This is a genomic window from Gaetbulibacter sp. M235, from assembly GCF_043876835.1.
GTDB lineage: Bacteria > Bacteroidota > Bacteroidia > Flavobacteriales > Flavobacteriaceae > Yeosuana.
This window is the reverse complement of record NZ_JBAWJZ010000003.1, coordinates 283,486-309,503: the sequence shown is the minus strand read 5'-3', so window position 1 is coordinate 309,503 and position 26,018 is coordinate 283,486. Positions and strand designations below refer to the sequence as shown.

Below are 26,018 nucleotides of genomic sequence, written 5' to 3'. Positions count from 1 at the left end.
TTTTTTATACTTTTATAATTCTAATTTAATTTATGAAAGCTTTACTATTTATATTTTTTCTAATTACTATTACTCAATGTTCCTTTGCTCAAGAAACAGAAGCTAAAATAGTAGATTCTTTGTATAAAGAAGATCAGTTTTATGCTGGGATTTCTTATAATATATTAGGGAAGAAACCTTCAAATTTTTCTCAAAATGGTTTTTCACTTGGGTTTCACTTGGGGTTTATTAAAGATATACCATTAAATAAAGACAGAAATGTAGGCATTGGGATTGGGCTTGGATATTCTGCTAATTCATTCAATCAAAACCTTCAAATAAATAAAAATGTCGATGGAGGTTATAATTATCAGCTTTTAGGAGATGTTAATACCTATTCCAAAAATAAGTTTTCTGAACATTTAATAGAATTACCAATTGAGTTTAGGTGGAGAACATCAAACGCTTTAAAATATGATTTTTGGCGTATTTATACGGGGTTTAAATTAGGGTATGTAGTTGCTAATACCAGTAAGTATGTTGATGCTACAGGAACTTTTAAAAATAGTGGTATAAATAGCTTTAATGAATTCCAATATGGACTTACACTTTGTTTTGGCTATAACACATGGAATTTTTATGCGTATTATGCTTTAAATCCTATATTCTCTAATGAAGTAACTATTGATGGACAAACATTAGATATGAATGCTATAAAAATTGGATTAATGTTTTATATTTTATAACCAGTATTTCAATAGTATGAGCTGTGGAATAAAACCCACAAAAAATCCAATAATAAGTTCAATATTAGAATGTGCCTTTAAATGTAACCTTGATGTTGCTATGGCACCTGTAAGAATACACATGATTGCCAAAGTACCATTAATATTAATGCTGAAATGAACACTGATAGCAATAAAAAACATAAACAATCCAGCAATAGATATCATATGCATACTTACTTTAAATTTCAAGATAGCAAGAAATAGGCAAGTTAGTGTTGAAATTAAGATCCCAATAAAAAAATAATATAATTCTAAAATTTGGTTAGCTGTTAAAATTCTATTTATTACTAAAAGAATTACAATACAATTAACGATCAATGGAAATATGCGTTCTTTGGTGGTTTCCAGATAAATAGATTTAGCTTTACCTAAGGTTTTTAATAAAAAATATAATAAAATAGGTAGAACAATTGTAAGTATAAGTATTGAAATTAGTTTTGCTTCAATGATTTGTAAAGGAATGTATCTTGGTGATTTTGTAAAATAAAAGATAACGCCAAGAATAGGAATAATTAATGGATGAAAAATAAACGAGATACTCTTTAAAATATTATTCATTACATTTTTTTGCGTAATCTGGCCACAGGAATATCTAATTGTTCTCTATATTTTGCAACGGTTCTTCTTGCAATAGGATACCCTTTTTCTTTTAAAATTAATGCCAATGCTTCATCGGTAATTGGTTTTCTTTTATCTTCTTCTTCAATGACCGTTTCAAGAATTTTTTTAATTTCCCTTGTTGAAACATCTTCTCCCTGATCATTCTTCATGGATTCCGAAAAGAATTCTTTTATAAGTTTGGTCCCATAAGGCGTATCAACATATTTACTATTAGCAACTCTGGAAACTGTTGAAACATCCATGTCAATTTCATCAGCAATATCCTTTAAGATCATGGGTCTTAAGTTGCGTTCATCACCAGTTAAGAAATAGTCACTTTGGTAGTGCATAATGGCGCTCATGGTAATGAATAATGTTTGCTGACGTTGTTTAATGGCTTCAATAAACCATTTTGCAGCATCTAATTTTTGCTTTATAAAAATGACTGCATCTTTAGAACTAGATTTGTCTTTGGAGTCTTTATAGGTTTTAAGCATATTATGATACTCTCTTGACACATGAAGTTCTGGTGCATTTCTTCCATTCAGCGTTAGCTCTAATTCTCCATCAACAATTTTAATGGCAAAATCGGGTACAATATGTTCAACGATTCTGTTATTGCCGGAATATGATCCACCTGGTTTAGGATTCAAGCGTTCAATCTCAGAAATAGCGTCTTTTAATTGAATTTCAGAAACATCAAATTTTTGAATCAGTTTGTCATAATGCTTTTTTGTAAATTGTTCAAAAGCATCGTCAATGATATTTGTTGCTAATTCAATATCTAAAGTTTTCTCTTTTCTGTGCAATTGAATACTTAAACATTCTTGAAGATTTCTTGCACCAACCCCAGCAGGATCTAATTGATGAACAATTTTTAAAACATGTTCAATTTTATCCTCTGTTGTATAGATGTTTTGTGTAAAAGCCAAATCATCCATAATGTCTGAAATTGACCTACGGATATAACCACTATCATCAACACTTCCAACCAAAAATTCCGCAATATCGTGCTCTTCGTCAGAAAGGCGGTAGGTATTTAATTGGTCGATTAATGATTGTGTGAATGAGGTACCGGCAGCATATGGAACAGTTTTCTCTTCATCATCTGCGCTGTAATTATTTGCTTGAGTTCTATAGTCTGGTACTTCATCGTCACTCAAGTATTCATCAACATTAATATCTTCAGTATTTATAGAATCACCATCATTAAAATCATCTGTAGAATTGTCTAAATCAGAATCGTAATCATTTTCTATTTCTTCTTTTCCACCTTCAAGCGCTGGATTTTCTTCTAACTCTTGCTTTAAGCGTTGCTCAAAAGCTTGTGTAGGCAACTGTATCAATTTCATTAATTGAATTTGTTGCGGTGACAATTTTTGGGATAGTTTAAACTGTAAGTGTTGCTTAAGCATATTTAAAAACTAGTTTAGATAAAAGTATAAAAACTATATTAAAAACCCTACTTGATTTTAAAAACCAAATAGGGCTAAATTATTTTAAAATTCGGCGTTTTGTGGTGTTCTTGGAAATGGAATAACATCTCTAATATTAGTCATTCCTGTAGCAAACATTACTAAACGCTCAAACCCTAGTCCAAAACCAGAATGTACAGCAGAGCCATATTTACGGAGATCTAAATACCACCACAATTCTTTTTTGTCAATATCGAGAGCGGCCATTTTTTCTTTAAGAACTTCTAAGCGTTCTTCACGTTGAGAACCTCCAACCATTTCTCCAATACCTGGGAATAAAATATCCATTGCTCTAACTGTTTTCCCGTCTTCATTTAAACGCATATAAAATGCTTTTATGTTGGCAGGATAATCAAATAATATTACCGGACAGTTAAAGTGTTTTTCTACAAGGAAACGCTCGTGTTCACTTTGTAAATCTGCACCCCATTCGTTAATAATATATTTAAATTTCTTTTTCTTGTTTGGTGTACTGTTTCGAAGAATATCAATGGCCTCTGTATAGCTTACACGTTTAAAGTTGTTTTCAATAACAAAGTTTAATTTTTCAATTAAACTCATTTCACTACGTTCTGCTTGAGGTTTTGATTTTTCTTCATCTAATAATCTGCTTTCTAAAAAGTCTAAATCTTCTCGATTGTTAACCAAAACATATTTTAAAACATATTTTAAAAAGTCTTCAGCTAAATCCATATTTCCAGCCAAATCCATAAAAGCAACTTCTGGTTCAATCATCCAGAACTCAGCTAAATGACGCGATGTATTTGAATTTTCAGCTCTAAATGTTGGCCCGAAAGTATAGACTTTTCCTAATGACATGGCATAAGTTTCGGCCTCTAACTGACCAGAAACCGTTAGATTAGTTTCTTTTCCAAAAAAGTCTTCGGTAAAATCTACTTTTCCATCTTCTGTTAAAGGAGGATTTTTAGCATCTAAAGCACTTACTCTAAACATTTCTCCGGCACCTTCAGCATCGCTTCCTGTAATAATTGGGGCGTGCATATAGAAAAAACCGTTTTCATTAAAGTATTTATGAATGGCAAATGATAAAGCTGAACGCAATCTCATAACGGCACTAAACGTATTGGTACGAGTACGTAAATGGGCGTTTTCTCTTAAAAATTCAAAAGAATGTTTTTTAGGTTGGATTGGATAGGTTTCAGGATCTGAATCGCCTAAAATTTTAATGGTTTTGACATTAATTTCAACCTTTTGTCCTTTACCCAAACTTTCAACTAATTCACCAATAATATGAACAGCAGCACCTGTAGTAATACGCTTTAAAATGGCTTCATCGGTATTTTCAAAATCTACTACACACTGGATATTATTAATAGTTGAACCATCATTTAATGCTATAAAACGATTGGCTCTAAAAGTTCTTACCCAGCCTTTAATATTTACTTCTGGCAGTATGGTGTTATTTGATAATAATTCTGAAACGGTATATGATTTCATTGATGTTAAATTTTAAAGTGCAAATATAAAGGTTTCAATTATCAAAATTCAAATATCAAATTCCAAAATCAAGACAAATTTGAAATTGAAATCTAAAAATTTAATTTTGCTTGTCTTCTTCCTCTTCTTCAGGAATGATATTGATAGCTGGTTCTTTTAGTACATTTTTATTGGCAATACTTCGTTCTAATGAAAGTAATAAAGATGGCAATAAAACTAAGTTTGAAAGCATAGCAAATAAAAGTGTTATAGATACTAATCCTCCTAAAGCAACTGTACCACCAAAGCTTGATATTGTAAATACCGAGAACCCAAAAAACAGTACAATAGACGTATAGAACATACTAACTCCGGTTTCGCGAAGTGCCGCATAAACGGATTTATTAATCCTCCAATGATTGGCTTGTAGCTCTTGCCTATATTTTGCTAAAAAGTGAATGGTATCATCTACAGATATTCCAAAAGCAATACTAAAAACTAAAATTGTTGATGGTTTTATAGGAACTCCTAAATACCCCATTAACCCTGCAGTTATTAATAAAGGAAGTAAGTTAGGAATTAAAGAAACGATGATCATTTTAAATGACCTAAACATATAAGCCATAAATAATGATATTAAAAATATAGCAAGTGTTAATGAAACTGCCAGATTTTTTACTAAGTATTTTGTTCCTTTTTGAAACACCAAAGCCTTTCCAGTCATGGTAACATTGTACTGGTCTTTTGGAAAAACATTATTTATTTTGTTCTGAATATTTTCTTCAATATGCTCCATTTTATCAGTTCCAATATCTTTCATAAAGGTTGTGATACGTGCATATTGACCCGTACTATCAACAAAGTTTTTAAACAGATCTACATTTGATGTTGAGTTTTTAGCGTATGATAAAATAAAATTGTTTTCTTGTGATGTTGGTAACTGGTAATGTTTAGGATTCCCATTGTAGTAAGCTTGTTTAGAATACTTTACTAAACTAACCACTGAAATTGGTTTGGATAATTCCGGAGTTTCAATAATTAAATCTTCAAGTTCATTCATGCGTTTTAAGGTGGATAATTTCATAACACCTTTTTTACGCTTAGTGTCAACCATGATTTCTAATGGCATAATACCATTAAACTCTTCCTCAAAAAATTTGATATCATTATAAAACTCAGTCTTTTTGGGCATATCTTCAATTAAACTCCCAGAAATTCTAATTTGATAAATACCTATAAAACTTAAAATAAGTAGTAAAACAGAGATTCCATAAATGGCGATTCGTTTTTGTTTTACTATACGCTCAATCCAACTTACAAAATAAGTAACCCAACGCCTGTTTAAGTGTTCTAAATGACGATCTTTTGGATAAGGCAAAAACGAATATAAAATGGGGATAATAAGTACGCATAATATGAAAATAGATAAGATGCTTAGTGAAGCGACCGTACCAAATTCTTTCAATAATGTACTCTCGGTTAAAATAAATGTAGCAAAACCAGATGCTGTAGTTACATTTGTCATTAACGTAGCATTTCCTATTTTGGTAATAACACGCTGTAATGATTTTACTTTATTACCATGTAGTTTAACCTCATTTTGATATTTATTAATTAAGAAAATACAGTTAGGTATTCCAATAACAATAATTAATGGAGGAATAAGTGCCGTTAAAACAGTGATTTCATAATTTAATAAACCTAGAATACCAAAAGTCCACATAACACCAGTGCAAACCACAATAAGTGAAATTAAAGTAGCTCTAATAGACCTGAAAAAGAAAAAGAAAATAAGCGAAGTAATTAACAGTGCAGCAACAATAAACAAGCCTATTTCATCAACGATGTTTTGTGAATTTAATGTGCGAATGTAAGGCATTCCAGAAACCCTGACATCTAAATTATTTGCTGCTTCAAAAGCCTCAATTTTAGGTTGCAACACAGAAATAACAAAGTCTTTTCTAACGCCAGTATTCACAATATCTTTTTTAAGATAGATGGCGGTTCTTATGGTTTTTGTTTCTTTATTAAACAAAAAGTTGTCGTAAAAAGGATATTTTTTGAAAAGATCGTCTTCTAAGGTTCCAATTTGCTGCATGGAAGCAATAGAATCTTTTATAAAAGGTTCCAGAATAAATTTTTCATTTATGGTGTCTTTTACAAGCTTTTGTAAATCTTTAATGGATACAACACTTTCAACTTCTTTATATTTCTTAAAAGAGTCTGAAAGCTTGTTCCAAGCGTTTAATTTTTCAACTGTAAAAAGGGTAGAGTCTTTTACTCCAAGAACTATAAGGTTTCCTTCTTCACCAAATATTTTTAAAAAGTTGTTGTAGGTAATATTTGCTTCATTGTCATCTGGTAACAAATTGGCTTCAGTATAAGAAAAACGCATATTCTTCCACTGGAAACTGAAGAAAATGGTTATGACTATTAGAACGACAAGAATGGTTATTTTATTACGTAAAATTACCCTAGCAACGATGTCCCAAAAATCTTTTGTAAATAGTTTAAACATGCTTAATCTAAAAGATTGGCAAAGGTAGAAAAAACTATGTATTAGATGGGTTTTAGCGTTATAATGTTAAGTTAAATGTAAACTTAAAGGCAATATTGTCGCCAATATCTGGTAAATGATAAGCTCCATAGCGATATGTGAAACTTAACCCAAAGCCATATAACAGTTTATTGAGTTCGAAACCAGACTCGGTATAACCTTTATTTAATTTATCAAAACTAATATTTTGGTGCCTTTCCATATTATTTATATCACCTAAGGCATATCTTGAAATTAATACGAGTTGTGGTTTAAATCTTGACGAAATATCAAAAGGATTGAAGTAGTGTTTAAATTGTGCGGTTATGAGTTTGTCTGAAAAAAACTCATTAAAAAACATGGTTTCAAAACTGGAGATGCCAGCAACTGAAAAACGTTGTAATATGGTTTCTTTGTTTAGATTGTTTGGATATGCATGGTATAAATGCGTTAACGGAGTCTCTCCTTTTGTTATTCCAGACACTATTATTAGTTCAGAAAGTGAATTGTTCGCGTGTTTTATTTGATGGACAGTCCTAAAATCAATTTTGTAGAAACTAAAATTATTTTCACTTAAATCTTTTATACTTTTAGTGTATTGAAGTGTAAATTTTGGGTAGCCGTTTTTTACCTCCTTGTAACTGTTATTTACCAATTCAAATTTGCTAAACGGATCCCATTGTAACGATGTTTTTAATAAACTTAGATGAAAAGTTTCGTAATCATTACCATTTATTTCGAATGCATAGTTGTAAGTTGGAACTATATAACTAAGAGCTAGCTGAGTTTCGGTTTGAATTTTTGGACTAAACTGATGTTCTATCGAAACTGCTCTTGTTGTATGCTTGTGAAATAAACTTATGTTTAATAAACGGGGCTCGAATAATTGAAAAAAACGCTTATCTGTTAAAAATATTGAACTTCCAGATTCTTGTAAATCATCTGTATATGAAGCATTTATCCAAGTATTTGTTTTTTCATTTATTCTTAGGCCAGCACCAAAGCTATATTTAAACCTATGGTCTCTAAAACCATAAACTACATAAGTGTTTAATCTAAGTTTTTTTGAAAAGGCGTCATTAGTAATGCCTCCAAGTCCAGTTCTTAAGGCTTCATACTGGTTATACTTTATCAAGTATTTTAAATCGAAGTTAAAATATTTCGTTGGGAAGTAACCATTTCCTAACTGTTTAAAAAACTCGCTTTGCTTTAAAGTGTCCTTTTCTTTTATTGAAGAGTTTAATGAGTCATTTTGTGAGTACAGCACACTTGAAAATATAATTAAGAAAAAAAATGTGCCTATTTTCAACATTGCTAAAAATGAAAAATTAAATATTTAAAAAAGAAGCGACTTAAATGTCGCTTCTTAATTTATACTGTCATGATTTCTCTCTCTTTGACTTCAAGAATATCATCAATTTTTTTAACGTATTTATCTGTTAAATGTTGTATATCAATTTCTGCATTCTTTTTAAGATCTTCAGAGACATCATCAGATTTTTTAATTTCATTATTGGCATCTTTTCTAGCGCTTCTAACACCAATTTTAGCATCTTCAGCTTCAGCTTTGGCCTGTTTTGCAAGGTCTCTACGACGTTCTTCTGTTAATGGTGGAACATTAATAATTATTGTTTCTCCATTATTCATAGGGTTGAAGCCTAAATTGGCAATCATAATACCTTTTTCAATTTCTTGAAGCATACTTCTTTCCCAAGGTTGAACCGTAATAGTTCTCCCGTCTGGTGTATTCACATTGGAAACTTGGCTTAATGGTGTTTGAGAACCATAATAATTAACCATAACACTTCCTAACATTGCCGGACTTGCTTTTCCTGCTCTAATATTTGCTAATTGTTTTTCTAAATGCTTAAGGGCATTATCCATAGACTCCTGTGCTGAGTCTAAAATGAATTGTATGTCTTCATTCATTATTATAAAACTTTAAATTTCAATTAATATAAAAAACGATACTGTTTAACAATTAACTTCTGTACCAATATTTTCGCCAGAAACTACTTTAAACAAGTTTCCTTTTTTATTCATATCAAATACAATAATTGGTAGTTCGTTTTCTTGGCTTAATGTAAACGCTGTTGTATCCATGACTTTCAATCCTTTTCTAATAACTTCGTCGAAAGAAATAGTATCAAATTTAATGGCTTTTGAATCTTTTTCTGGGTCTACATTATAAATACCGTCTACACGGGTTCCTTTTAAAATAACATCGGCTTCAATTTCTATAGCTCTTAAAACTGCTGCAGAATCTGTAGTAAAATAGGGATTTCCAGTACCACCACCAAAAATAACAACACGCCCTTTTTCTAAATGTCGTATGGCTCTTCTTCTTATAAATGGTTCTGCTACTTCGTTAATCTTAATGGCAGATTGTAATCGAGTAGGAATTCCGGCATTTTCTAAAGCACTTTGTAATGCCAAACCATTTATTACAGTTGCAAGCATACCCATATGATCTCCTTGTACTCTATCCATACCTTTGCTAGCACCAGCTACACCTCTAAAAATGTTTCCACCACCAATAACAATGGCTACTTCTACACCTTGGTCTGTTATTGATTTAATGTCTTGGGCATATTCTGATAATCGCTCTGGGTCAATACCATATTGGCGGGTTCCCATTAAGGCTTCACCAGATAATTTTAGTAGGATTCTTTTGTACTTCATAACGTCTTTAAAAGTTTAGCAAAATTACATAATTTTTTTTGTTTTTAAATTATAAAAAAAGCCTCTCAAATTAATGAGAAGCTTTTTAAAATATGGTTATACTTTAAGATTAACCTAAAGCAACTCTTTTAAAGTTTACAACTTTTACATCTTTACCAATTGATTTTACATAATCAGCTACACTTAATTTGCTGTCTTTAATAAAATCTTGATTTACTAATGTATTGTCTTTAAAGAAACGGTTTAATTTACCTTTAGCGATATTGTCTAACATGGCTTCTGGTTTTCCTTCTTGACGTAATTGATCTTTAGCGATTTCAATTTCTTTATCAATAATAGAAGCATCAACTGCATCTTGGTCTAATGCAATAGGATTCATTGCAGCAGCTTGCATTGCAACGTCTTTAGCTACAGTTTCAGATCCGTCAACACTAGCAGATAAACCTACTAAGGTTGCGATTTTGTTTCCAGAATGTATGTATGAACCAACAAAAGGAGCTTGAATTTTTTCAAATGCAGTGATCTCTAATTTTTCACCAATAACACCTGTTTGTTCAATTAATTTTTCAGCTACAGAAAGGCCACCAAAATCGGCAGATAAAAATTCTTCTTTCGAAGCATAATTAAAAGCTAATTCAGCTAATTGGTTAGCTAAATTTACAAAGCTTTCATTTTTACCAACAAAGTCAGTTTCACATCCTAATACAATAGCAACGCCAACAGTTTTGTCGTCGCTTACTTTTGCAATTGCAGCACCTTCGGTTGACGCTCTGTCTGCTCTGTTAGCTGCAACTTTTTGACCTTTTTTACGTAAAATTTCAATAGCTTTTTCAAAATCTCCTTCAGCTTCAACTAAAGCTTTTTTACAATCCATCATTCCTGCACCAGTAGTTTGTCTTAATTTGTTTACTTCAGCAGCGGTTATATTTGCCATAGATTTATTTTTTAAAAATTTAAAAAGTCGTTCAATTGGTTTCTATAAAGAAAAGAATTAAACGACTTAATGTATGTTATATTAATATTATTTATTCTTCTTCTTCAGCAACAAATTTCTTAGCTTTTGCTAATGCATTTGCTTTTTCAGTTGCAACTACTTCATCGTTAAAAGTATCATCGCCTTCTTCTGAAGCATCTTTTTCAGCTTTACGTTCTAATAATCCTTCACTGATTGAATTTGTAACATGAGTTAAAATTTTATCAATTGATTTTGAAGCGTCATCATTTGCTGGGATAACATAATCAACTTGACGTGGGTCTGAGTTGGTATCTACCATTGCAAAAATTGGAATGTTTAATTTTTGTGCTTCTTTAATTGCTATGTGCTCACGTTTGATGTCAACAACAAATAATGCCCCTGGTAAACGTGTCATGTCACTAATAGAACCTAAGTTTTTTTCTAACTTAGCTCTTAAACGATCTACTTGTAAACGTTCCTTTTTAGAAAGCGTTAAAAAAGTACCGTCTTTCTTCATTCTATCAATTGAAGCCATTTTTTTAACGGCTTTTCTAATAGTAACAAAGTTAGTTAACATACCACCTGGCCATCTTTCAGTGATGTAAGGCATGTTGATTGCTGTTGCTTTTTCAGCAACTATATCTTTTGCTTGTTTTTTTGTTGCAACAAATAAAATTTTACGGCCAGAGTTAGCAATTTTGCTAAGCGCTGCTCCTGCTTCTTCTATTTTAGCTGCTGTTTTATAAAGGTTGATAATATGGATACCATTGCGCTCCATATATACGTAAGGAGCCATGTTTGGATCCCACTTACGTGTGAGGTGACCGAAGTGAACACCTGCTTCAAGTAATTCTTTTACTTCTACTTTTGCCATTTTGTAATAGTTTACGTTCTGTTGATTAGCAATGATTAAGTGGTCATTTTTTTAAATCGCCTTAACCATTTAGATGCTTAACTAAATCCTGACTTTTAGGTCATGGACAACAATAACTGGTTTAATTTTTTCTTTGTGCTGAATACTATAAAAAGTAAAGCAGCTAATTTGATATTAACGTTTAGAGAATTGGAATTTCTTACGCGCTTTTTTCTGACCGAATTTTTTACGTTCAACCATTCTTGGGTCTCTTGTTAATAATCCTTCTGGTTTTAAAGTCAATCTGTTTTCAGCATCTACTTCGCACATTGCGCGAGAAATTGCTAAACGAACTGCTTCTGCTTGACCAGTAATACCTCCTCCTAGTACATTTACTGTAATATCAAAGTTACCTTCGTTATTAGTCATAGCTAATGGTTGGTTTACTTTGTATTGTAACGTAGACGTAGTGAAGTAAGCATTCAATTCTTTTTTGTTTACTGTGATGTTACCTTTACCTGGAACAACATAAACACGAGCAACAGCCGTTTTTCTACGGCCAATTTTGTGAATTACTTCCATTTACTTGAATTCGTTTAAGTTAATTGTTTTTGGCTTTTGAGCTTCGTGAGTATGAGCTGAACCAACAACAACATTTAAATTACGGAATAAATCTGCACCTAATTTGTTTTTAGGTAACATTCCTTTAACTGACTTTTCTACTAATCTTGCTGGATCTTTTCCAAACATTTCTGTAGCAGATAAGCTTCTTTGACCACCTGGATAACCTGTGTGACGAATGTACGTTTTATCGTTCCACTTGTTTCCTGTTAAGTTGATTTTTTCGGCATTGATAACAATTACGTTATCACCGCAATCAGCATGTGGTGTGAAGTTAGGTTTGTGTTTACCTCTTAATAGTTTTGCAACTTTTGAAGCTAAACGACCTAAGCTTTGCGATTCAGCATCAACCAATAACCACTCCTTGTTAGCAGTAGCTTTGTTGCCTGAAATTGTTTTGTAGCTTAATGTATCCACACTTATTATTTTTTCAAATTAAACATTCCTCTTTCAAAAAGAGTTTGCAAATTTACGATAATCTATTTGATTACCAAATAGTATGCTATAATTTTTATAAGCTATTTGATTGTTAGAAAAATCTAGAGTAAAACTAATGATTAATACTATTTTATTATCAATTAAAAATTGTAATCAGTTAAAATAATATTTTCATTTTTTAATTATTTAATAACACTTTATAACTTGAAGAAGTTTCATTTGTTGAAACATTGATAATATAAATGCCATTAGCATTATCTGATAAATCAATACTTTGACTTTTTTTAGATTTTGAAGGATCTATTTTTATGGATTTTACAACTTGTCCAAATATATTTACTACATTAATTTTGCTTACAGGAATATCATCGTACAATACGTTAATAATACCATTGCTAGGATTAGGGTAGATAGATACTTTAGTTTTATAAACACTATCAAGGCTTAAAGCTGTTGGTGTCCAAGTAATTGTCATCGCAGATAATGGCCCTACATTTCCAGGATTAGTAGTAGTGATTGAAGTTCCTTTTGTAAAGGCAAACCCAGTATTAACAAAATCATGGGTATTACTGCTGCCATCTGTCCATGTAGCTTCATACCAAACAGTATAAGTCCCATCTGCCACTACTGAACCATTAACATCTGTACCATTCCAAGTTATGGAATAAGGACCCAATGCAGCAGGAGTAGTTCCACTTTTACGAGTGGCACCTGTAATAGCATCTACAACATTAGCTGTCATAGAATTATTTACAGTAGTCCAACCTGCTTTAGCACCAAAGATTGGCAAGTGATCTTTTGTCCCATTACTTAAATAACGATTGTTTGTTTTTACAAATGTTGTTCCGTTTTGAATCCAAACAGCCAATACAACACCACCATCTGCAGTGTTAGCTGGTGAACCTTGTGTAAAATTAAAAGTTAAAGTTCCATCTGTTTGTGCATAAAGAAATTCAGAGGAAAAAAATATTAGTCCTATTAGTATGATTATTTTTGTTTTCATGATTGCCTAAATTTGATGTTAGACCAAATTGACAACATTTTCATGAATCAGAAAATGATATTAATCATGAAACAACTAAAAAAAGTGCTACGGTTCAGTTAGTTAACAAAATCACATTAATGTGCTTCTAACCAGTCATTTCCAATACCTAAATCAACATCAAGCGGAACTTCTAAAGTATAAGCATTTTCCATTTCTGTTTTCACTAATGTTTTAATAGTATCTAATTCTGGTTTATAAACATCAAAAACCAATTCGTCGTGTACCTGTAATAACATTTTGGTTTTGTAGTTGCCTGCTTCTAGCTTATCATGAATATGTATCATGGCAATTTTAATAATATCGGCTGCACTACCTTGAATTGGTGCATTTACAGCATTTCGTTCGGCAGCACCTCTAACCACAGCATTCCTTGAATTGATATCGTTTAAATATCGTCTTCTTCCTAAAACTGTTTGTACATATCCATGTTCTCTGGCGAAATGAATTTGATCATTTATGTATTTCCTCAATTTCGGATAGGTTTCATAATATGTGTCTATTAATTCTTTTGACTCACCTCTTGTTAAATCGGTTTGATTGCTTAATCCAAAAGCAGAAACGCCATAAATGATTCCGAAATTGACTGTTTTCGCATTGCTTCGTTGCTCACGAGTTACTTCAGATAATGGGACATTGAATACTTTGGATGCTGTTGATGCATGAATATCTTCACCATGTTTAAAAGCATTAATCATATTCTCTTCTTTGCTTAATGCAGCTATAATACGAAGTTCAATTTGTGAATAATCCGCTGCTAACAAAATATAGTTCTCATCTCTTGGAATAAATGCTTTTCGCACCTGACGACCACGTTCTGTTCTAATTGGAATATTTTGAAGATTCGGATTATTACTGCTTAAACGTCCGGTTGCTGCAACAGTTTGCATATAATCGGTATGAACACGTCCTGTAGAGGGTTCTACCTGAGTTGGTAATGCATCAACATAAGTGCTTTTTAATTTTGCTAATCCACGATAGTCTAAAATATGTTGAATAATTTCATGGTCCTTTGCCAGATAACTTAATATATCTTCACTAGTTGCATATTGCCCTGTTTTAGTCTTTTTAGGTTTGTCAATCAGTTTTAGTTTTTCAAATAAAATATCGCCCAATTGTTTTGGCGAAGCAATATTAAATTCTTCTCCTGCTTCTTTATAAATATTTGATTCTAAGGTTTTTATATCACTATCTAATTGTTTAGATAATGAATTAAGAAATGCTTCATCTAGATTAATGCCTTCTAATTCCATGTCGGCTAAAACGCGAAGCAATGGAATTTCGATCTCATCAAAAAGCTTTTGTGTATTGGCTTCACCTAATTCTTTCTCAAAATGTTCTTTTAATTGCAATGTTATATCAGCATCTTCAACAGCATATTCAGTTTGTTTTTCTAAAGGAACTTCTCTCATTGTGAGTTGGTTTTTTCCTTTTTTCCCAATAAGTGTTTCTATAGATATTGGTGTGTAATTTAAATAGGTTTCTGCCAGCACATCCATATTATGGCGCATATCTGGATTGATAAGATAATGTGCTAACATGGTGTCGAAAAGCGTTCCTTTTACTTTTATGTTGTATTTACGAAGAACTTTAATATCATATTTTAAATTCTGCCCAACTTTTTGAATAGCATCGTTTTCAAAAAAAGGACGTAATTGTTCTATTAAAACTTGAGCTTCGTCTTTATTTTCTGGAAATGGCAAATAATAACCTTTACCAACTTCCCAAGAAAATGCAATTCCAACCAATTCGGCTGTAATAGGATTAATGCTCGTAGTTTCAGTATCAAAACATACACTGGTTTGCTTTAACAAATTTTGAACAAAAAGTTTTGTAGCCATTCCAGAAGCGATACTCTGATAAAAATGAGATGTTGTTTCAGCAGTATTTCTGCTGCTATGGGATATTATAACATCATTATCATTTTCATCGCCTCCAAATAAGGAGAATTGACCTGCACCAGCTTTTGAGGCAGGTTTTTTAGTTTCAATTTTTTGGCCTTCAGTTGTTGTTTGATTGCTTGAAGGTTCTGCTATTTTTGTTTCATTTTCAAATGAAAATGTTTTTTGAAAATTAACCAGTAATTGTCTGAATTCTAGTTCTTCAAAAATCTCTGTTACTTTAGCAATATCAGGTTGGTCTAATTCAAAATCTTTTGCGTCAAATTCAACAGGAACATCTAGCATAATTGTAGCCAATTTTTTTGAAAGCATTCCCAGCTCTTTATTGGCTTCTATGTTTTCTTTCATTTTCCCTTTAAGCTCGTGCGTATTTGCTAAAAGATTTTCCATACTGCCATATTCGGTCAACAATTTTTTTGCTGTTTTTTCACCAACACCAGGAAGCCCAGGAATGTTATCACTAGAGTCTCCCATCATGCCCAAAAAGTCAATAACTTGTAGGGGGTCTTCAATTTCAAATTTTTTCTTTACTTCTTCAATTCCCCAAGTTTCATAACCACCACCAAAAACTGGGCGATACATAAATATATTATCACTTACTAATTGAGCAAAATCTTTATCTGGTGTTACCATAAAGGTTTTATAGCCTTCTTTTTCGGCCTGTTTTGAAAGCGTTCCAATCACGTCATCTGCCTCAAATCCTTCCTTAACCATGATAGGAATATGCATGGCTTTTAAAATTTGTTCAATATAAGGAACAGCTATTTTTATCGCTTCAGGAGTTTCATCTCTGTTGGCTTTATAAGCTTCAAACATTTCAACACGGTCAACGCTGCCACCTCTATCGAAACAAACGGCTAAATGGTCTGGACGTTCTCGTTTAATGACATCAAGTAATGAATTCATGAAACCCATAATGGCCGAGGTATCTGTTCCTTTCGAATTTATTCTAGGATTTTTTATAAAGGCATAATACCCACGAAAAATTAAGGCATAAGCGTCAACTAAGAAGAGGCGTTTTTGATCTGACATAGTGTTTATTTTGATAGAAAACCAAAACTACAAAAAGTTATTACCGAATAGAAATTAATTGATTATTGTTATTTAAATAATAGTTGAATTTTATGTAATAGCTATCTTTGATAACATATTTGAAAAATTATGACTGTAGAAGTGTGTGCAAACTCTTTTGAATCGGCAATCAATGCAGAAAAAGCAGGCGCGCACCGTATTGAATTGTTTAGTGAATTAGCAGTTGGCGGTATAACTCCTTCCTTTGGACTAATAAAAAAGGTTGTTGAAAAATTATCTATTCCTGTATTTGTGTTAATTCGTCCAAGAAGCGGGAATTTTACATATAGCGAAGAGGATTTTGAAATTATGAAACAAGATATTCAACTTTGCAAGGATTTAGGTTGTGCAGGTATTGTTTCTGGTGTGTTGAATGAAGATAACACTATTGATATTGATAGGACCAAAGAACTTTTTCAATTATCTTATCCATTACAATTTACATTTCATCGCGCATTTGACTGGGTTCCAAATCCAAACGAAGCTTTAGAACAGTTAATAAAATTAAAAGTTAATAGGGTTCTTACATCTGGACAAAAAGGGTCTTCACAAAAAGGAATCACATTACTTACTGAATTAAAAGAAAGAGCAAAAAATAAAATTATAATATTACCAGGCGGCGGTATTAATGTAAACAATGCCATATTGTTTAAAGATGCTGGATTTTCTGAGATACATCTTTCTGCTTCAAAAATAGAAATTGTAAATAAATTGCCAGCAGTTTCAATGAATAGTAGTAAGCTTTTTGATGAAACAATTAAAACATATTCTGATATAACTATTATGAAAAAAATAATAGATGTTATAAAAGCAAAATGATTATTGATATATTTTTAGATGATAGTTACGATTTAATAAATTGTTAATCTTACATTCAATACACGTAATTGTATCTTTAACTTTTTAAATTTGAAAAAAAGTTGCCATGTCCAGATTTTTTGTTGCGCTTATTATTTTTTCAATAATCTTTTTTTTAGTTGAGCTTTATGCCTTTCAAGCAATTAAAACCAATACAAAAAACAGATATATAAAAATTGCTTGGATACTTATTGCTCTAGCAATTTATATAAATTTGTTTTATACGCTTTACTCAACGCCTAGAAGTGCTGGCCAAACAAAAGGTTTTCAGCTAGCTTTAGGGCTTGTACTAACATTTTTTATTCCAAAATTGGTTATTGTAATAGTCATGTTTGGTGAAGATGTTGTTAGGGTTTTTCAAAAAATAATATCTTATTTTTCAAGTGGAGCTACAAAACCTATTCCAAGCAGAAGATTGTTTATTTCAAGGCTAGCCTTAGGTTTGGCAGCAATCCCTTTTGCATCGTTTATATACGGAATTGTTCAAGGAAGATATAATTATAAAGTTTTAAAATATCAGTTGTCTTTTGAAGATTTACCAGAAGCTTTTGATGGGTTTACAATTACCCAAATTTCAGACATTCATTCGGGGAGTTTTACAAACCCTGATAAAATTCAGTATGGAATTGATTTAATTAACCAGCAAAAGTCTGATTTGCTTCTTTTTACAGGCGATATTGTTAATAATAAAGCTGATGAAATGGACGCTTGGATTGATGCTTTTAAAAATTTCGAAGCCCCTTATGGCAAGTTTTCTATTTTAGGAAATCATGATTATGGTGATTATGTAGAATGGGATTCAAAAGAAGATAAAGCAAGAAATTTTCAGGCAGTTAAAGATGTGCATCCTAAAATTGGGTTTGATTTGTTGTTAAATGAACATAGATATATTGAAAGAGATGGCCAAAAAATTGCCTTAATTGGGATAGAAAACTGGGGAAAAGGCTTTAATCAGGCTGGAGATTTGGACAGAGCTTCACAGGGAGTAAAAAAGGAAGATTTTAAAATTTTAATGTCACATGATCCATCACATTGGGAATATAAAGTGAAGCATGACGATTTTAATTATCATCTAACTTTAAGTGGGCACACGCACGGTCTTCAAATGGGTATAGAAATCCCTGGATTTTTTAGATGGAGTCCTTCGCAGTATGTGTATAAACAATGGGCAGGACTTTACACTGAATTTGGAAGGTTTATAAATGTAAATAGAGGTTTTGGGTACCATGCATTTCCGGGAAGAGTTGGAATATGGCCAGAAATTACGGTTATAGAACTTAAAAAAGGAACAAGTAACGCATAATGAGGCTTATTTACACCAGTTTTTGATGTAAAATGTTAAAATTATAATGAAATTGTTTATTTTTAATTTGTTAAGGAATTGAACCTATTTCATAACGAATAATGGTAATATCAAAAAAATATGTAGGTTTGTATAAGTACATTTGACTAATAAATAATATAGTATGTCAAAATTTGGGGAACTAATAGATATAGACATTCCTGTTTTGTTAGATTTTTTTACCGAATGGAATGATCAATCTACAGCGATGCATCCGGTTTTAAGAGATGTAGCTGCAGCACTTGGCGATAAGGCTAAAGTGATAAAGATTGATGTTGAAAAGAACCAAGAGTTAGCAGAAGCACTAAGAGTAAAAGGCTTGCCAACATTAATTATTTATAAAAATGGTGAAATGAAATGGCGCCAAAGCGGTGAGCAAGATGCTAACACTTTAATAGGTATTATTAAACAATACCTGTAAAATCAAGCGATTTAAAAGTAAACCCCAGTTTACTGTAATATTCTAGCACTTTAGGTAGTGCATATTTCATGTTTTTTGAAGCTTTTACGCTATCATGAAATACAATGATACTTCCTTTATCTGAGTTTTTAATAACATTTTCCAAACATTTTTCATTGGAAACTTCTTTATCCCAATCAAAAGAAATAACATCCCACATAATAATTTGATATCCCAATTCTTTAAGTTGTTTACCTTGTTTAGGTTTTATTCTTCCATAAGGTGGGCGAAAAAGTTTATTTCCAGATACTTTATTGTTTATTACTGAATGGGCTTTTAAAACATTTTCAATATAATCTTTGGTTAAAGTTTTCCAACCTTTCAAATGGTTATGCGTATGATTGCCAATGGCATGACCATGATCTATGACACTTTGAAAAACATCTGGATACTTTTCAATGTTATTACCTATACAAAAGAATGTTGCCTTTGCATTAAATTTTTTTAACTGCTGTAAAGTCCATTCTGTTATTTCAGGAGTTGGGCCATCATCAAAAGTCAAGTAAATAACATCTTCAGTAGTTGGAATGCTCCAAGTATAATTTGGAAACATTTTTTTAACTACTGAAGGTGTTTTTATAGGAACTAAAGTCATGTTTAGTTAGCTTCTAAACTGGAATCATTTGGAATATCTATATCTGAGTGCTTCTCGTTAGATGAATCATCTTCATAAAAATGATTGAAAAGTTTTAAATATGAATTAAATATTTCGCTTTCAGTTTTTGCAAATTCTTTATCATAGGTTATCAATACATCCACAAGACTTTTATATCGTTGAATGTCGGTATAAATATCTTCAAACATATGCTCTTGATTGGTTTTGGTCAATCCGCTATAATATGTTAGATTTTCTTGATATTTTTTTGCAACATCTTTAAAGAGCTTTTCTGCCTTTTCTTTGTTTCCAACTTCGTAATATGCACTAATATATGGTTCTAATAGTGTGTAATACCCGTAGTATTCAACAGGCATGTTAACCATAGCTATATCTGCAATTTCTTCAGCTTTTTTTAGCTTATCTTCATTTATTAATTGTTCAATTAAACGGGCTAAATTGCCTCTGTAAGAAATGGAGTTTTTGCGTGTTTCTGGATCATGATAAATATCTGGGCTACCACTATTTCCCCAATCCCATTTTTTTACTTTTTCATACATTAAATCGCTATCTACTCTTCCCATATCGAATGGGTTTGCTTTATCAACAGGCGTTTTAATAGGAACTAATTTGTAGCACATGCCATCCAGTTGCAAATAGTCTTTCATCCAGATGTAATCATCATCACCAAAACTTCCACCTGTAAAATAAATAGGGCGTTTCCAGTCATTATTTGCAACAATGTCGAGCATTAACAATCTGTTTTTGTAAAGCGCACTTTCTTTAATTTTTATATCAATATAAGGCACTATTTTATCGGCATCTTTTTGTTTTACAATGCCATATTTCAGAGCATTTTCTTTATTTACAGGAATTCTTAAAAACTCAGTTGGCAAGTATTTAGCATTTAAATCCTGGTTTCTTATTCCGCTAATATCTACTCCTTGTTGTTGTAAAATGTGTTTATATTTAGTAACATCATCATTTCTTGTTATAAAATTCAAGAGATCTTTTACTTCAATAGTGTCTTTAAAAATTGGCTCTTTAATAATATAATCATTAGTGCCATATTTATATTGGTCATGTGTAAGTTGAGATGGAACAGGATCACTATCATAAGCTCTTCGTTTCATCTGATCAATATACCAATCCGTTTGAAATAAACTTGTGTTTACAACTCTCACGTCTGTTCTATAACCTTCAATTTCTTGGGCATACCAAAGCGCAAAGGTGTCATTGTCGCCAATAGAAAATAAAATACCATCTTTTCCGCAAGAATCTAAATACATTTTGGCCATTGATTTGGCAGTGTATTTATCAGATCTATCATGGTCATCCCAATTGTTTGCAGCCATAATTCCGGGAACTAAAACTAAACAAACTATAGTAATTGCTGGTGCCAAAAATTTTGAAGATGAGTATTTTTTTAAGCTATTAAATATGGCAAATACACCAAATCCAATCCAAATTGCAAACACATAAAAAGAGCCAACAACTGAATAATCTCGTTCTCTTGGTTCAAATGGACGAACATTGGTGTAAAATTGGATGGCTACTCCTGTAAACAAGAAAAATACCAACATGACCCAAAACAGTTTTTTGTCTTTGTTGAATAAAAAGAATAACCCAATAAGACCTAATATAAGTGGTAAAAAATAGTAGGTATTTCTTGCTTTATTATTCTTTACATCACTTGGTAGGTTGTCTTGCGATAAGCCTAAATGCCATTTATCAATAGGTTTAATACCACTAATCCAATTTCCATGATTGTCTAATCTACCTTGAATATCATCTTGCCGTCCGGTGAAATTCCACATGAAATAGCGCCAATACATATATCCTAATTGATATTGTATCATGTAAACTATGTTGCTAGCTAGTGAAGGTTTTTCAACTTCAATATAACTTTTGTAACGTTTTAGAAAATTGTTGTAATCTTCATAATCAACATTCCCTTTAGCAACATCATTTTTAAAATTTGTAACAAGTGTTCTTAGTTCATTTTGCATTTGGTAATCAGGTTTTAATTTAAAATCTAAATAACCTGAAAACATCATATAATTTTCGGCATGTTCTGCACTCCACATTCTTGGAAGAATTGAAGCTTGTTTATGATTATAATTTTGTTTAGCGTTTTTATAATCGTTTACAATAACGTATTTGCCTTTTGCTTCATCTTTTTCGTATTTTGGTTTATCATCAACATATGGTTCGTTCTCATCAAGATAAGCATACTGATCTGTAAATTGAGGTCCGTAAAACAAATGGGTTTCCGGGTATTGTTCTAAGTTATAATAGGCTAATAACTCTCGGGCACTTGACGGATTGTTTTCATTAATTACCACATTGGCATTGGCTCTAATTGGCAATAATAACCAAGAAGAAAAACCAATGATGATAAAGCTTATACAAAGAATACCTGTATTAATATGGGTGTAATTTTTTTTGCGAGTATATTTTAATCCAAAATAAATAAAGGCAACCAAAAGTACCCCGGCAATAATTGAACCTGAATTAAAAGGAAGTCCTACAGAATTTACAAAGAAGATTTCAAAATCACTAAAAAGTTTTAAAAGGTTTGGTGCTAAAAGTTTGAAAACAAATAACAAAACAGCAACAGAGACCAAGTTTGCAATAATGAAGTTTTTAAGTGTGACAGTTTTATAATTTTTAAAATAATATATAAGCCCAATAGCCGGAATGGTTAATAATCCCATAAAGTGGACTCCAAACGATAATCCAATAACAAACGATATTAATATAAGCCAACGGTTACCTCTTGGTTTGTTCATATCTTGTTCCCAACGTAAACCTAACCAAAATAAAATTGACATGATAAGAGTTGCCATAGCATAAACCTCTGTCTCAACAGCGTTAAACCAGAAAGAATCGGTAAATGTAAAAGCTAAACTTCCAACCAAGCCACTACCAAGAATAGCAATTGCTTTTTGTTGAGTCAATTCTTTGTTTTTTATAACCATTTTTTTGAGCAAAAGCGTAATAGTCCAGAACATAAATAGAATAGTAAATGCACTAGCCACGGCACTCATCATATTTAGCATCATTCCTACATGTTGGTTATTCCCAAAAGTAAATATTGAAAAAAATGCTCCAAACATTTGAAATAATGGTGCTCCTGGAGGATGTCCTACCTGAAGTTTTGATGATGTTAAAATATACTCTCCTGCATCCCAAAAACTTACAGTGGGCTCAATTGTTAAACCATAAGTTATAAAAGCTATTAAAAAAGTGAACCAACCAGTTAAGGTGTTCCATTTTTTAAAGTTGAAATATGTCATTTGATTTTTTATTTATTTATGATGGCGAATTTAAGAATAAATATGTAATGAATATAAGTATTTGGATTGTGTTAACATAATTGATTTCTTACATAAATTTAAGAAATGATAAAATATTAGGATAATGTAATTCAAATTAACCCATATTAAATTTGAAGAAATGGTAGAGGCATGTGATTATTTTTCAAAAAAATACTTGTGCAAATAAAACTTTGTGCTAAATTTGCACCCTCAATTACACATTGGCTTATGGTGTAACTGGCAACACGTCTGGTTTTGGTCCAGAAGAGTCTAGGTTCGAGCCCTAGTAAGCCAACATAATTGTAAACCCTAATCTTATTAAGATTAGGGTTTTTTATTTTTAGGAATAATTGAATTCACTATAAAAGATTATTCAATCTTAAAAGTTAGTACTGGGCGTTGAGCATTATTAACCAAATCTTCACTAATGCTACCATTAAAAAAGTTTGAAAGTCCTCTTCTGCCATGAGTACACATACCTATTAAGTCGGCAGAAATAGATTGAGAAAAACTCATGATTCCTTTTTCAACATTTATGTCATTATAAATGTTAACTGTATAATTATCAAAATCAGCACTTTTTGCAAACTCGTGCATGCGGTCATTAGCGTCATGTGTTGTCATAAAATGCCCCGCAGTATTAACCATTAAAAGATGCATTTTAGCATTAAATAATTTAGCAAATTCAGTTGCTTTAAGGTAAGGTGTTTTGTAATGGTCTTTAAAATTTGAAGCAAATACAAAATGGTCAACCTTAAATACAGGGTGTTCTTTTTTAACTACTAAAACAGGCACTTCAGATGTTCTGACTATTTTTTCAGTATTTGATCCAATTAGCATTTCTTTAAAGCTATTAGTGCCATGCGATCCCATTACTATTAAGTCTATATCATGTTTTTTGCAAACTTGATAAACACCTCTAAAGGGTTCATAAAATTCAACAATTTCATGAACATTTAAACCCTTCAAATATTTTCTTTCTAATAAGCTTTCAAAATGTTTATGTGCTAATTGCATGAAATACATGGCCTCTGGTAAACTTTGACTAGTGCTTAAAGGATCAATCTTTTGCATAGGTAACTCTAGCGTATGAAGCAGATAAATTTCCGCATTATGCTTTTTAGCTAATTGTGCAGCTACTTTTAAAGCGTTTTCAGCTTGCTCTGAAAAGTCGGTAGGTATTAATATTTTTTTCATATTCGGTTTGTGTTAAGTAGGCTTTAATACTTATAAATTTATGAATATTACTTTAGAAATCAATTAAAAAATTATATATTTGCGCCGTTGTAAGGCAAAAAAAGGAAATGAGGGGACGGAAAGTCCCCTCTTTTTATAATAAAAATGTTTAAAGATACCGTTAAAGAATTACTGGAAAAGGCACTGTTGGAAAGAACAGATTTGTTTCTTATTGGCATGACTATTTCTGAAGACAACAGAATAAATATTGTAATTGATGGCGACAATGGAGTTAGCGTTGAAGACTGCATGTTTGTAAGCCGAGCCATTGAACATAATCTAGATAGAGAAGAAGTTGATTTTGCATTAGAAGTAGCTTCGGCAGGCGCAACTTCTCCTATAGTTAATCAAAGACAGTACAAAAAAAATATTGGGAGAGATTTTGAAGTTAAAACAACTTCGGGTAAAATTGAAGCCATTCTTAAAGGAGTATCAGAAGAAGGTATTTTGTTAGAATGGAAAGCCAGAGAACCAAAACCGCAAGGAAAAGGTAAAGTAACCGTAGTAAAACAAGCTAATTTAGCTTATAGTGATATTGTAGAAGCAAAAGTGATGATTAAATTTTAATTCAAAAGAGTTATGGAGAATATTGCGTTAATTGAATCGTTTTCAGAATTCAAAGACGATAAATTAATTGATCGTGTAACGTTAATGGCGATTTTAGAGGATGTCTTTAGAAGTGCCTTAAAAAAGAAATTTGGAGACGATGATAATTTTGACATTATTGTTAACCCTGATAAAGGCGATTTAGAAATTTGGAGAAACCGCGTTGTGGTTGCTGATGGAGAAGTTAAAGAACCAAACCAAGAGATTTCTTTGTCTGAAGCACGCAAAATTGAACCAGATTTTGAGGTAGGCGAAGATGTATCAGAAGAAGTAAAATTAGTAGATTTAGGAAGAAGAGCTATTTTAGCATTACGCCAAAATTTAATCTCAAAAATTCACGAACACGATAATACAATTGTTTACAAACAGTTTAAAGATTTAGTAGGTGAAATATATACTGCCGAGGTTCATCATATTCGTCACAGAGCAGTTATTTTATTAGATGATGAAGGCAATGAAATCATTCTTCCAAAAGAAAAACAAATTCCTTCAGACTTTTTTAGAAAAGGAGATAACGTAAGAGGTGTAATTGATAGTGTTGAGCTTAAAGGAGCAAAACCAACCATTATCATGTCTAGAAGTTCGCCAGCATTTTTAGAAAAATTATTTGAACAAGAAATTCCTGAGGTTTTTGATGGGTTGATTACTATTAAAAATGTAGTTAGAATTCCAGGCGAAAAAGCAAAAGTAGCTGTAGATTCATATGATGATAGAATTGATCCAGTAGGAGCATGCGTAGGTATGAAAGGATCAAGAATACATGGCATTGTACGTGAGTTAGGAAATGAAAATATTGATGTTATTAACTACACCAATAATTTACAACTATACATAACTAGAGCATTAAGCCCTGCAAGAGTAACTTCAATAAAAATTAATGAAGAAACTAAACGTGCAGAAGTTATTTTAAAACCAGAAGAAGTAAGTAAAGCTATTGGTAGAGGTGGACATAATATTCGTTTAGCCGGTCAACTAACTGGTTATGAAATTGATGTGTTTAGAGAAGGTGCAGAAGAAGATGTTGAATTATCTGAATTCACAGATGAAATTGAAGGATGGATTATTCAAGAATTCAGTAAAGCTGGACTTGATACAGCAAAAAGCATCTTAGAACAAGATGTAGAAGACTTAGTAAAAAGAACAGATTTAGAAGAAGAAACAATTAGAGATGTTATTAGAATTCTAAGAGAAGAATTTGAAGAATAACATAAATTTGGTATATT

22 protein-coding genes and 1 tRNA gene are annotated in these 26,018 nt (G+C 31.6%); 7 read left to right on the top strand and 16 right to left on the bottom strand.

What is annotated here, in order from left to right:
• The first annotated feature begins 32 nt into the window (after positions 1-32).
• Positions 33-725: a porin family protein gene (locus tag V8G69_RS06615; RefSeq protein WP_394881041.1), complete on the top strand. Its 693-nt coding sequence runs from the start codon at positions 33-35 to the stop codon at positions 723-725.
• Here the strand turns inward: V8G69_RS06615 and V8G69_RS06610 are convergent.
• The 13 genes from V8G69_RS06610 to polA form a co-directional block, all read right to left on the bottom strand.
• Entirely contained in the window at positions 720-1,325 is a 606-nt protein-coding gene (locus V8G69_RS06610) for a hypothetical protein (protein WP_394881040.1), read from the bottom strand. The two genes, V8G69_RS06615 and V8G69_RS06610, sit on opposite strands and share 6 nt — an antisense overlap.
• Positions 1,325-2,782, bottom strand: a complete 1,458-nt coding sequence (rpoN, locus tag V8G69_RS06605; protein WP_394881039.1) for an RNA polymerase factor sigma-54 — start codon at positions 2,780-2,782, stop codon at positions 1,325-1,327. The genes V8G69_RS06610 and rpoN overlap by 1 nt, the downstream gene beginning before the upstream one ends.
• Before the next feature lie 84 nt (positions 2,783-2,866).
• The gene (gene asnS, locus V8G69_RS06600) at positions 2,867-4,300 is read right to left on the bottom strand and encodes an asparagine--tRNA ligase (RefSeq protein WP_394881038.1); all 1,434 of its coding nucleotides are present in this window, start codon (positions 4,298-4,300) and stop codon (positions 2,867-2,869) included.
• A 100-nt stretch (positions 4,301-4,400) separates the two neighbouring features.
• Complete coding sequence (locus tag V8G69_RS06595) at positions 4,401-6,797, bottom strand: RND family transporter (protein WP_394881037.1); 2,397 nt, start codon at positions 6,795-6,797, stop codon at positions 4,401-4,403.
• Positions 6,798-6,855: 58 nt separating this feature from the next.
• The gene (locus V8G69_RS06590; protein WP_394881036.1) at positions 6,856-8,082 is read right to left on the bottom strand and encodes a hypothetical protein; all 1,227 of its coding nucleotides are present in this window, start codon (positions 8,080-8,082) and stop codon (positions 6,856-6,858) included.
• A gap of 104 nt (positions 8,083-8,186) precedes the next feature.
• The gene (gene frr, locus V8G69_RS06585; protein WP_394881035.1) at positions 8,187-8,744 is read right to left on the bottom strand and encodes a ribosome recycling factor; all 558 of its coding nucleotides are present in this window, start codon (positions 8,742-8,744) and stop codon (positions 8,187-8,189) included.
• 45 nt (positions 8,745-8,789) lie between these two features.
• Positions 8,790-9,497: a UMP kinase gene (gene pyrH, locus V8G69_RS06580; RefSeq protein ID WP_394881034.1), complete on the bottom strand. Its 708-nt coding sequence runs from the start codon at positions 9,495-9,497 to the stop codon at positions 8,790-8,792.
• Between the two features lie 109 nt (positions 9,498-9,606).
• The gene (tsf, locus tag V8G69_RS06575; protein WP_394881033.1) at positions 9,607-10,431 is read right to left on the bottom strand and encodes a translation elongation factor Ts; all 825 of its coding nucleotides are present in this window, start codon (positions 10,429-10,431) and stop codon (positions 9,607-9,609) included.
• Positions 10,432-10,522: 91 nt separating this feature from the next.
• Positions 10,523-11,326 (bottom strand): 30S ribosomal protein S2, encoded by an 804-nt coding sequence (gene rpsB, locus V8G69_RS06570; protein ID WP_394881032.1) that lies wholly within the window; start codon positions 11,324-11,326, stop codon positions 10,523-10,525.
• Positions 11,327-11,500: 174 nt separating this feature from the next.
• Positions 11,501-11,887, bottom strand: coding sequence for a 30S ribosomal protein S9 (rpsI, locus tag V8G69_RS06565; protein ID WP_394881031.1), 387 nt, complete (start codon positions 11,885-11,887; stop codon positions 11,501-11,503).
• Positions 11,888-12,343, bottom strand: a complete 456-nt coding sequence (gene rplM / locus V8G69_RS06560; protein WP_394881030.1) for a 50S ribosomal protein L13 — start codon at positions 12,341-12,343, stop codon at positions 11,888-11,890.
• A 199-nt stretch (positions 12,344-12,542) separates the two neighbouring features.
• Complete coding sequence (locus V8G69_RS06555) at positions 12,543-13,367, bottom strand: T9SS type A sorting domain-containing protein (protein ID WP_394881029.1); 825 nt, start codon at positions 13,365-13,367, stop codon at positions 12,543-12,545.
• 116 nt (positions 13,368-13,483) lie between these two features.
• Positions 13,484-16,339 (bottom strand): DNA polymerase I, encoded by a 2,856-nt coding sequence (gene polA, locus V8G69_RS06550; RefSeq protein WP_394881028.1) that lies wholly within the window; start codon positions 16,337-16,339, stop codon positions 13,484-13,486.
• Between the two features lie 129 nt (positions 16,340-16,468).
• Between polA and V8G69_RS06545 the strand changes: the two genes are divergently transcribed.
• The 3 genes from V8G69_RS06545 (at position 16,469) to V8G69_RS06535 (ending at position 18,999) form a co-directional block, all read left to right on the top strand.
• Complete coding sequence (locus V8G69_RS06545) at positions 16,469-17,197, top strand: copper homeostasis protein CutC (protein WP_394881027.1); 729 nt, start codon at positions 16,469-16,471, stop codon at positions 17,195-17,197.
• A 106-nt stretch (positions 17,198-17,303) separates the two neighbouring features.
• On the top strand, positions 17,304-18,539 hold the full coding sequence (locus V8G69_RS06540) for a metallophosphoesterase (RefSeq protein WP_394881026.1): 1,236 nt from the start codon (positions 17,304-17,306) through the stop codon (positions 18,537-18,539).
• Between the two features lie 163 nt (positions 18,540-18,702).
• Positions 18,703-18,999: a co-chaperone YbbN gene (locus V8G69_RS06535; protein ID WP_188649607.1), complete on the top strand. Its 297-nt coding sequence runs from the start codon at positions 18,703-18,705 to the stop codon at positions 18,997-18,999.
• Here the strand turns inward: V8G69_RS06535 and V8G69_RS06530 are convergent.
• Positions 18,983-19,633, bottom strand: coding sequence for a polysaccharide deacetylase family protein (locus tag V8G69_RS06530; RefSeq protein ID WP_394881025.1), 651 nt, complete (start codon positions 19,631-19,633; stop codon positions 18,983-18,985). The genes V8G69_RS06535 and V8G69_RS06530 overlap by 17 nt on opposite strands.
• Positions 19,634-19,635: 2 nt before the next feature.
• The gene (locus V8G69_RS06525) at positions 19,636-22,932 is read right to left on the bottom strand and encodes a DUF2723 domain-containing protein (protein ID WP_394881024.1); all 3,297 of its coding nucleotides are present in this window, start codon (positions 22,930-22,932) and stop codon (positions 19,636-19,638) included.
• 243 nt (positions 22,933-23,175) lie between these two features.
• Between V8G69_RS06525 and V8G69_RS06520 the strand changes: the two genes are divergently transcribed.
• Positions 23,176-23,248 (top strand) — tRNA-Gln (locus V8G69_RS06520).
• Between the two features lie 74 nt (positions 23,249-23,322).
• Here the strand turns inward: V8G69_RS06520 and V8G69_RS06515 are convergent.
• The gene (locus V8G69_RS06515; protein ID WP_394881023.1) at positions 23,323-24,150 is read right to left on the bottom strand and encodes a universal stress protein; all 828 of its coding nucleotides are present in this window, start codon (positions 24,148-24,150) and stop codon (positions 23,323-23,325) included.
• Positions 24,151-24,294: 144 nt separating this feature from the next.
• Between V8G69_RS06515 and rimP the strand changes: the two genes are divergently transcribed.
• Positions 24,295-24,756 carry a ribosome assembly cofactor RimP gene (rimP, locus tag V8G69_RS06510; protein ID WP_394881022.1) on the top strand — a complete coding sequence of 154 codons (462 nt, stop codon included), beginning with the start codon at positions 24,295-24,297 and terminating at the stop codon, positions 24,754-24,756.
• Between the two features lie 12 nt (positions 24,757-24,768).
• Entirely contained in the window at positions 24,769-26,001 is a 1,233-nt protein-coding gene (nusA, locus tag V8G69_RS06505; RefSeq protein WP_394881021.1) for a transcription termination factor NusA, read from the top strand.
• The last annotated feature ends 17 nt before the right edge of the window (positions 26,002-26,018 follow it).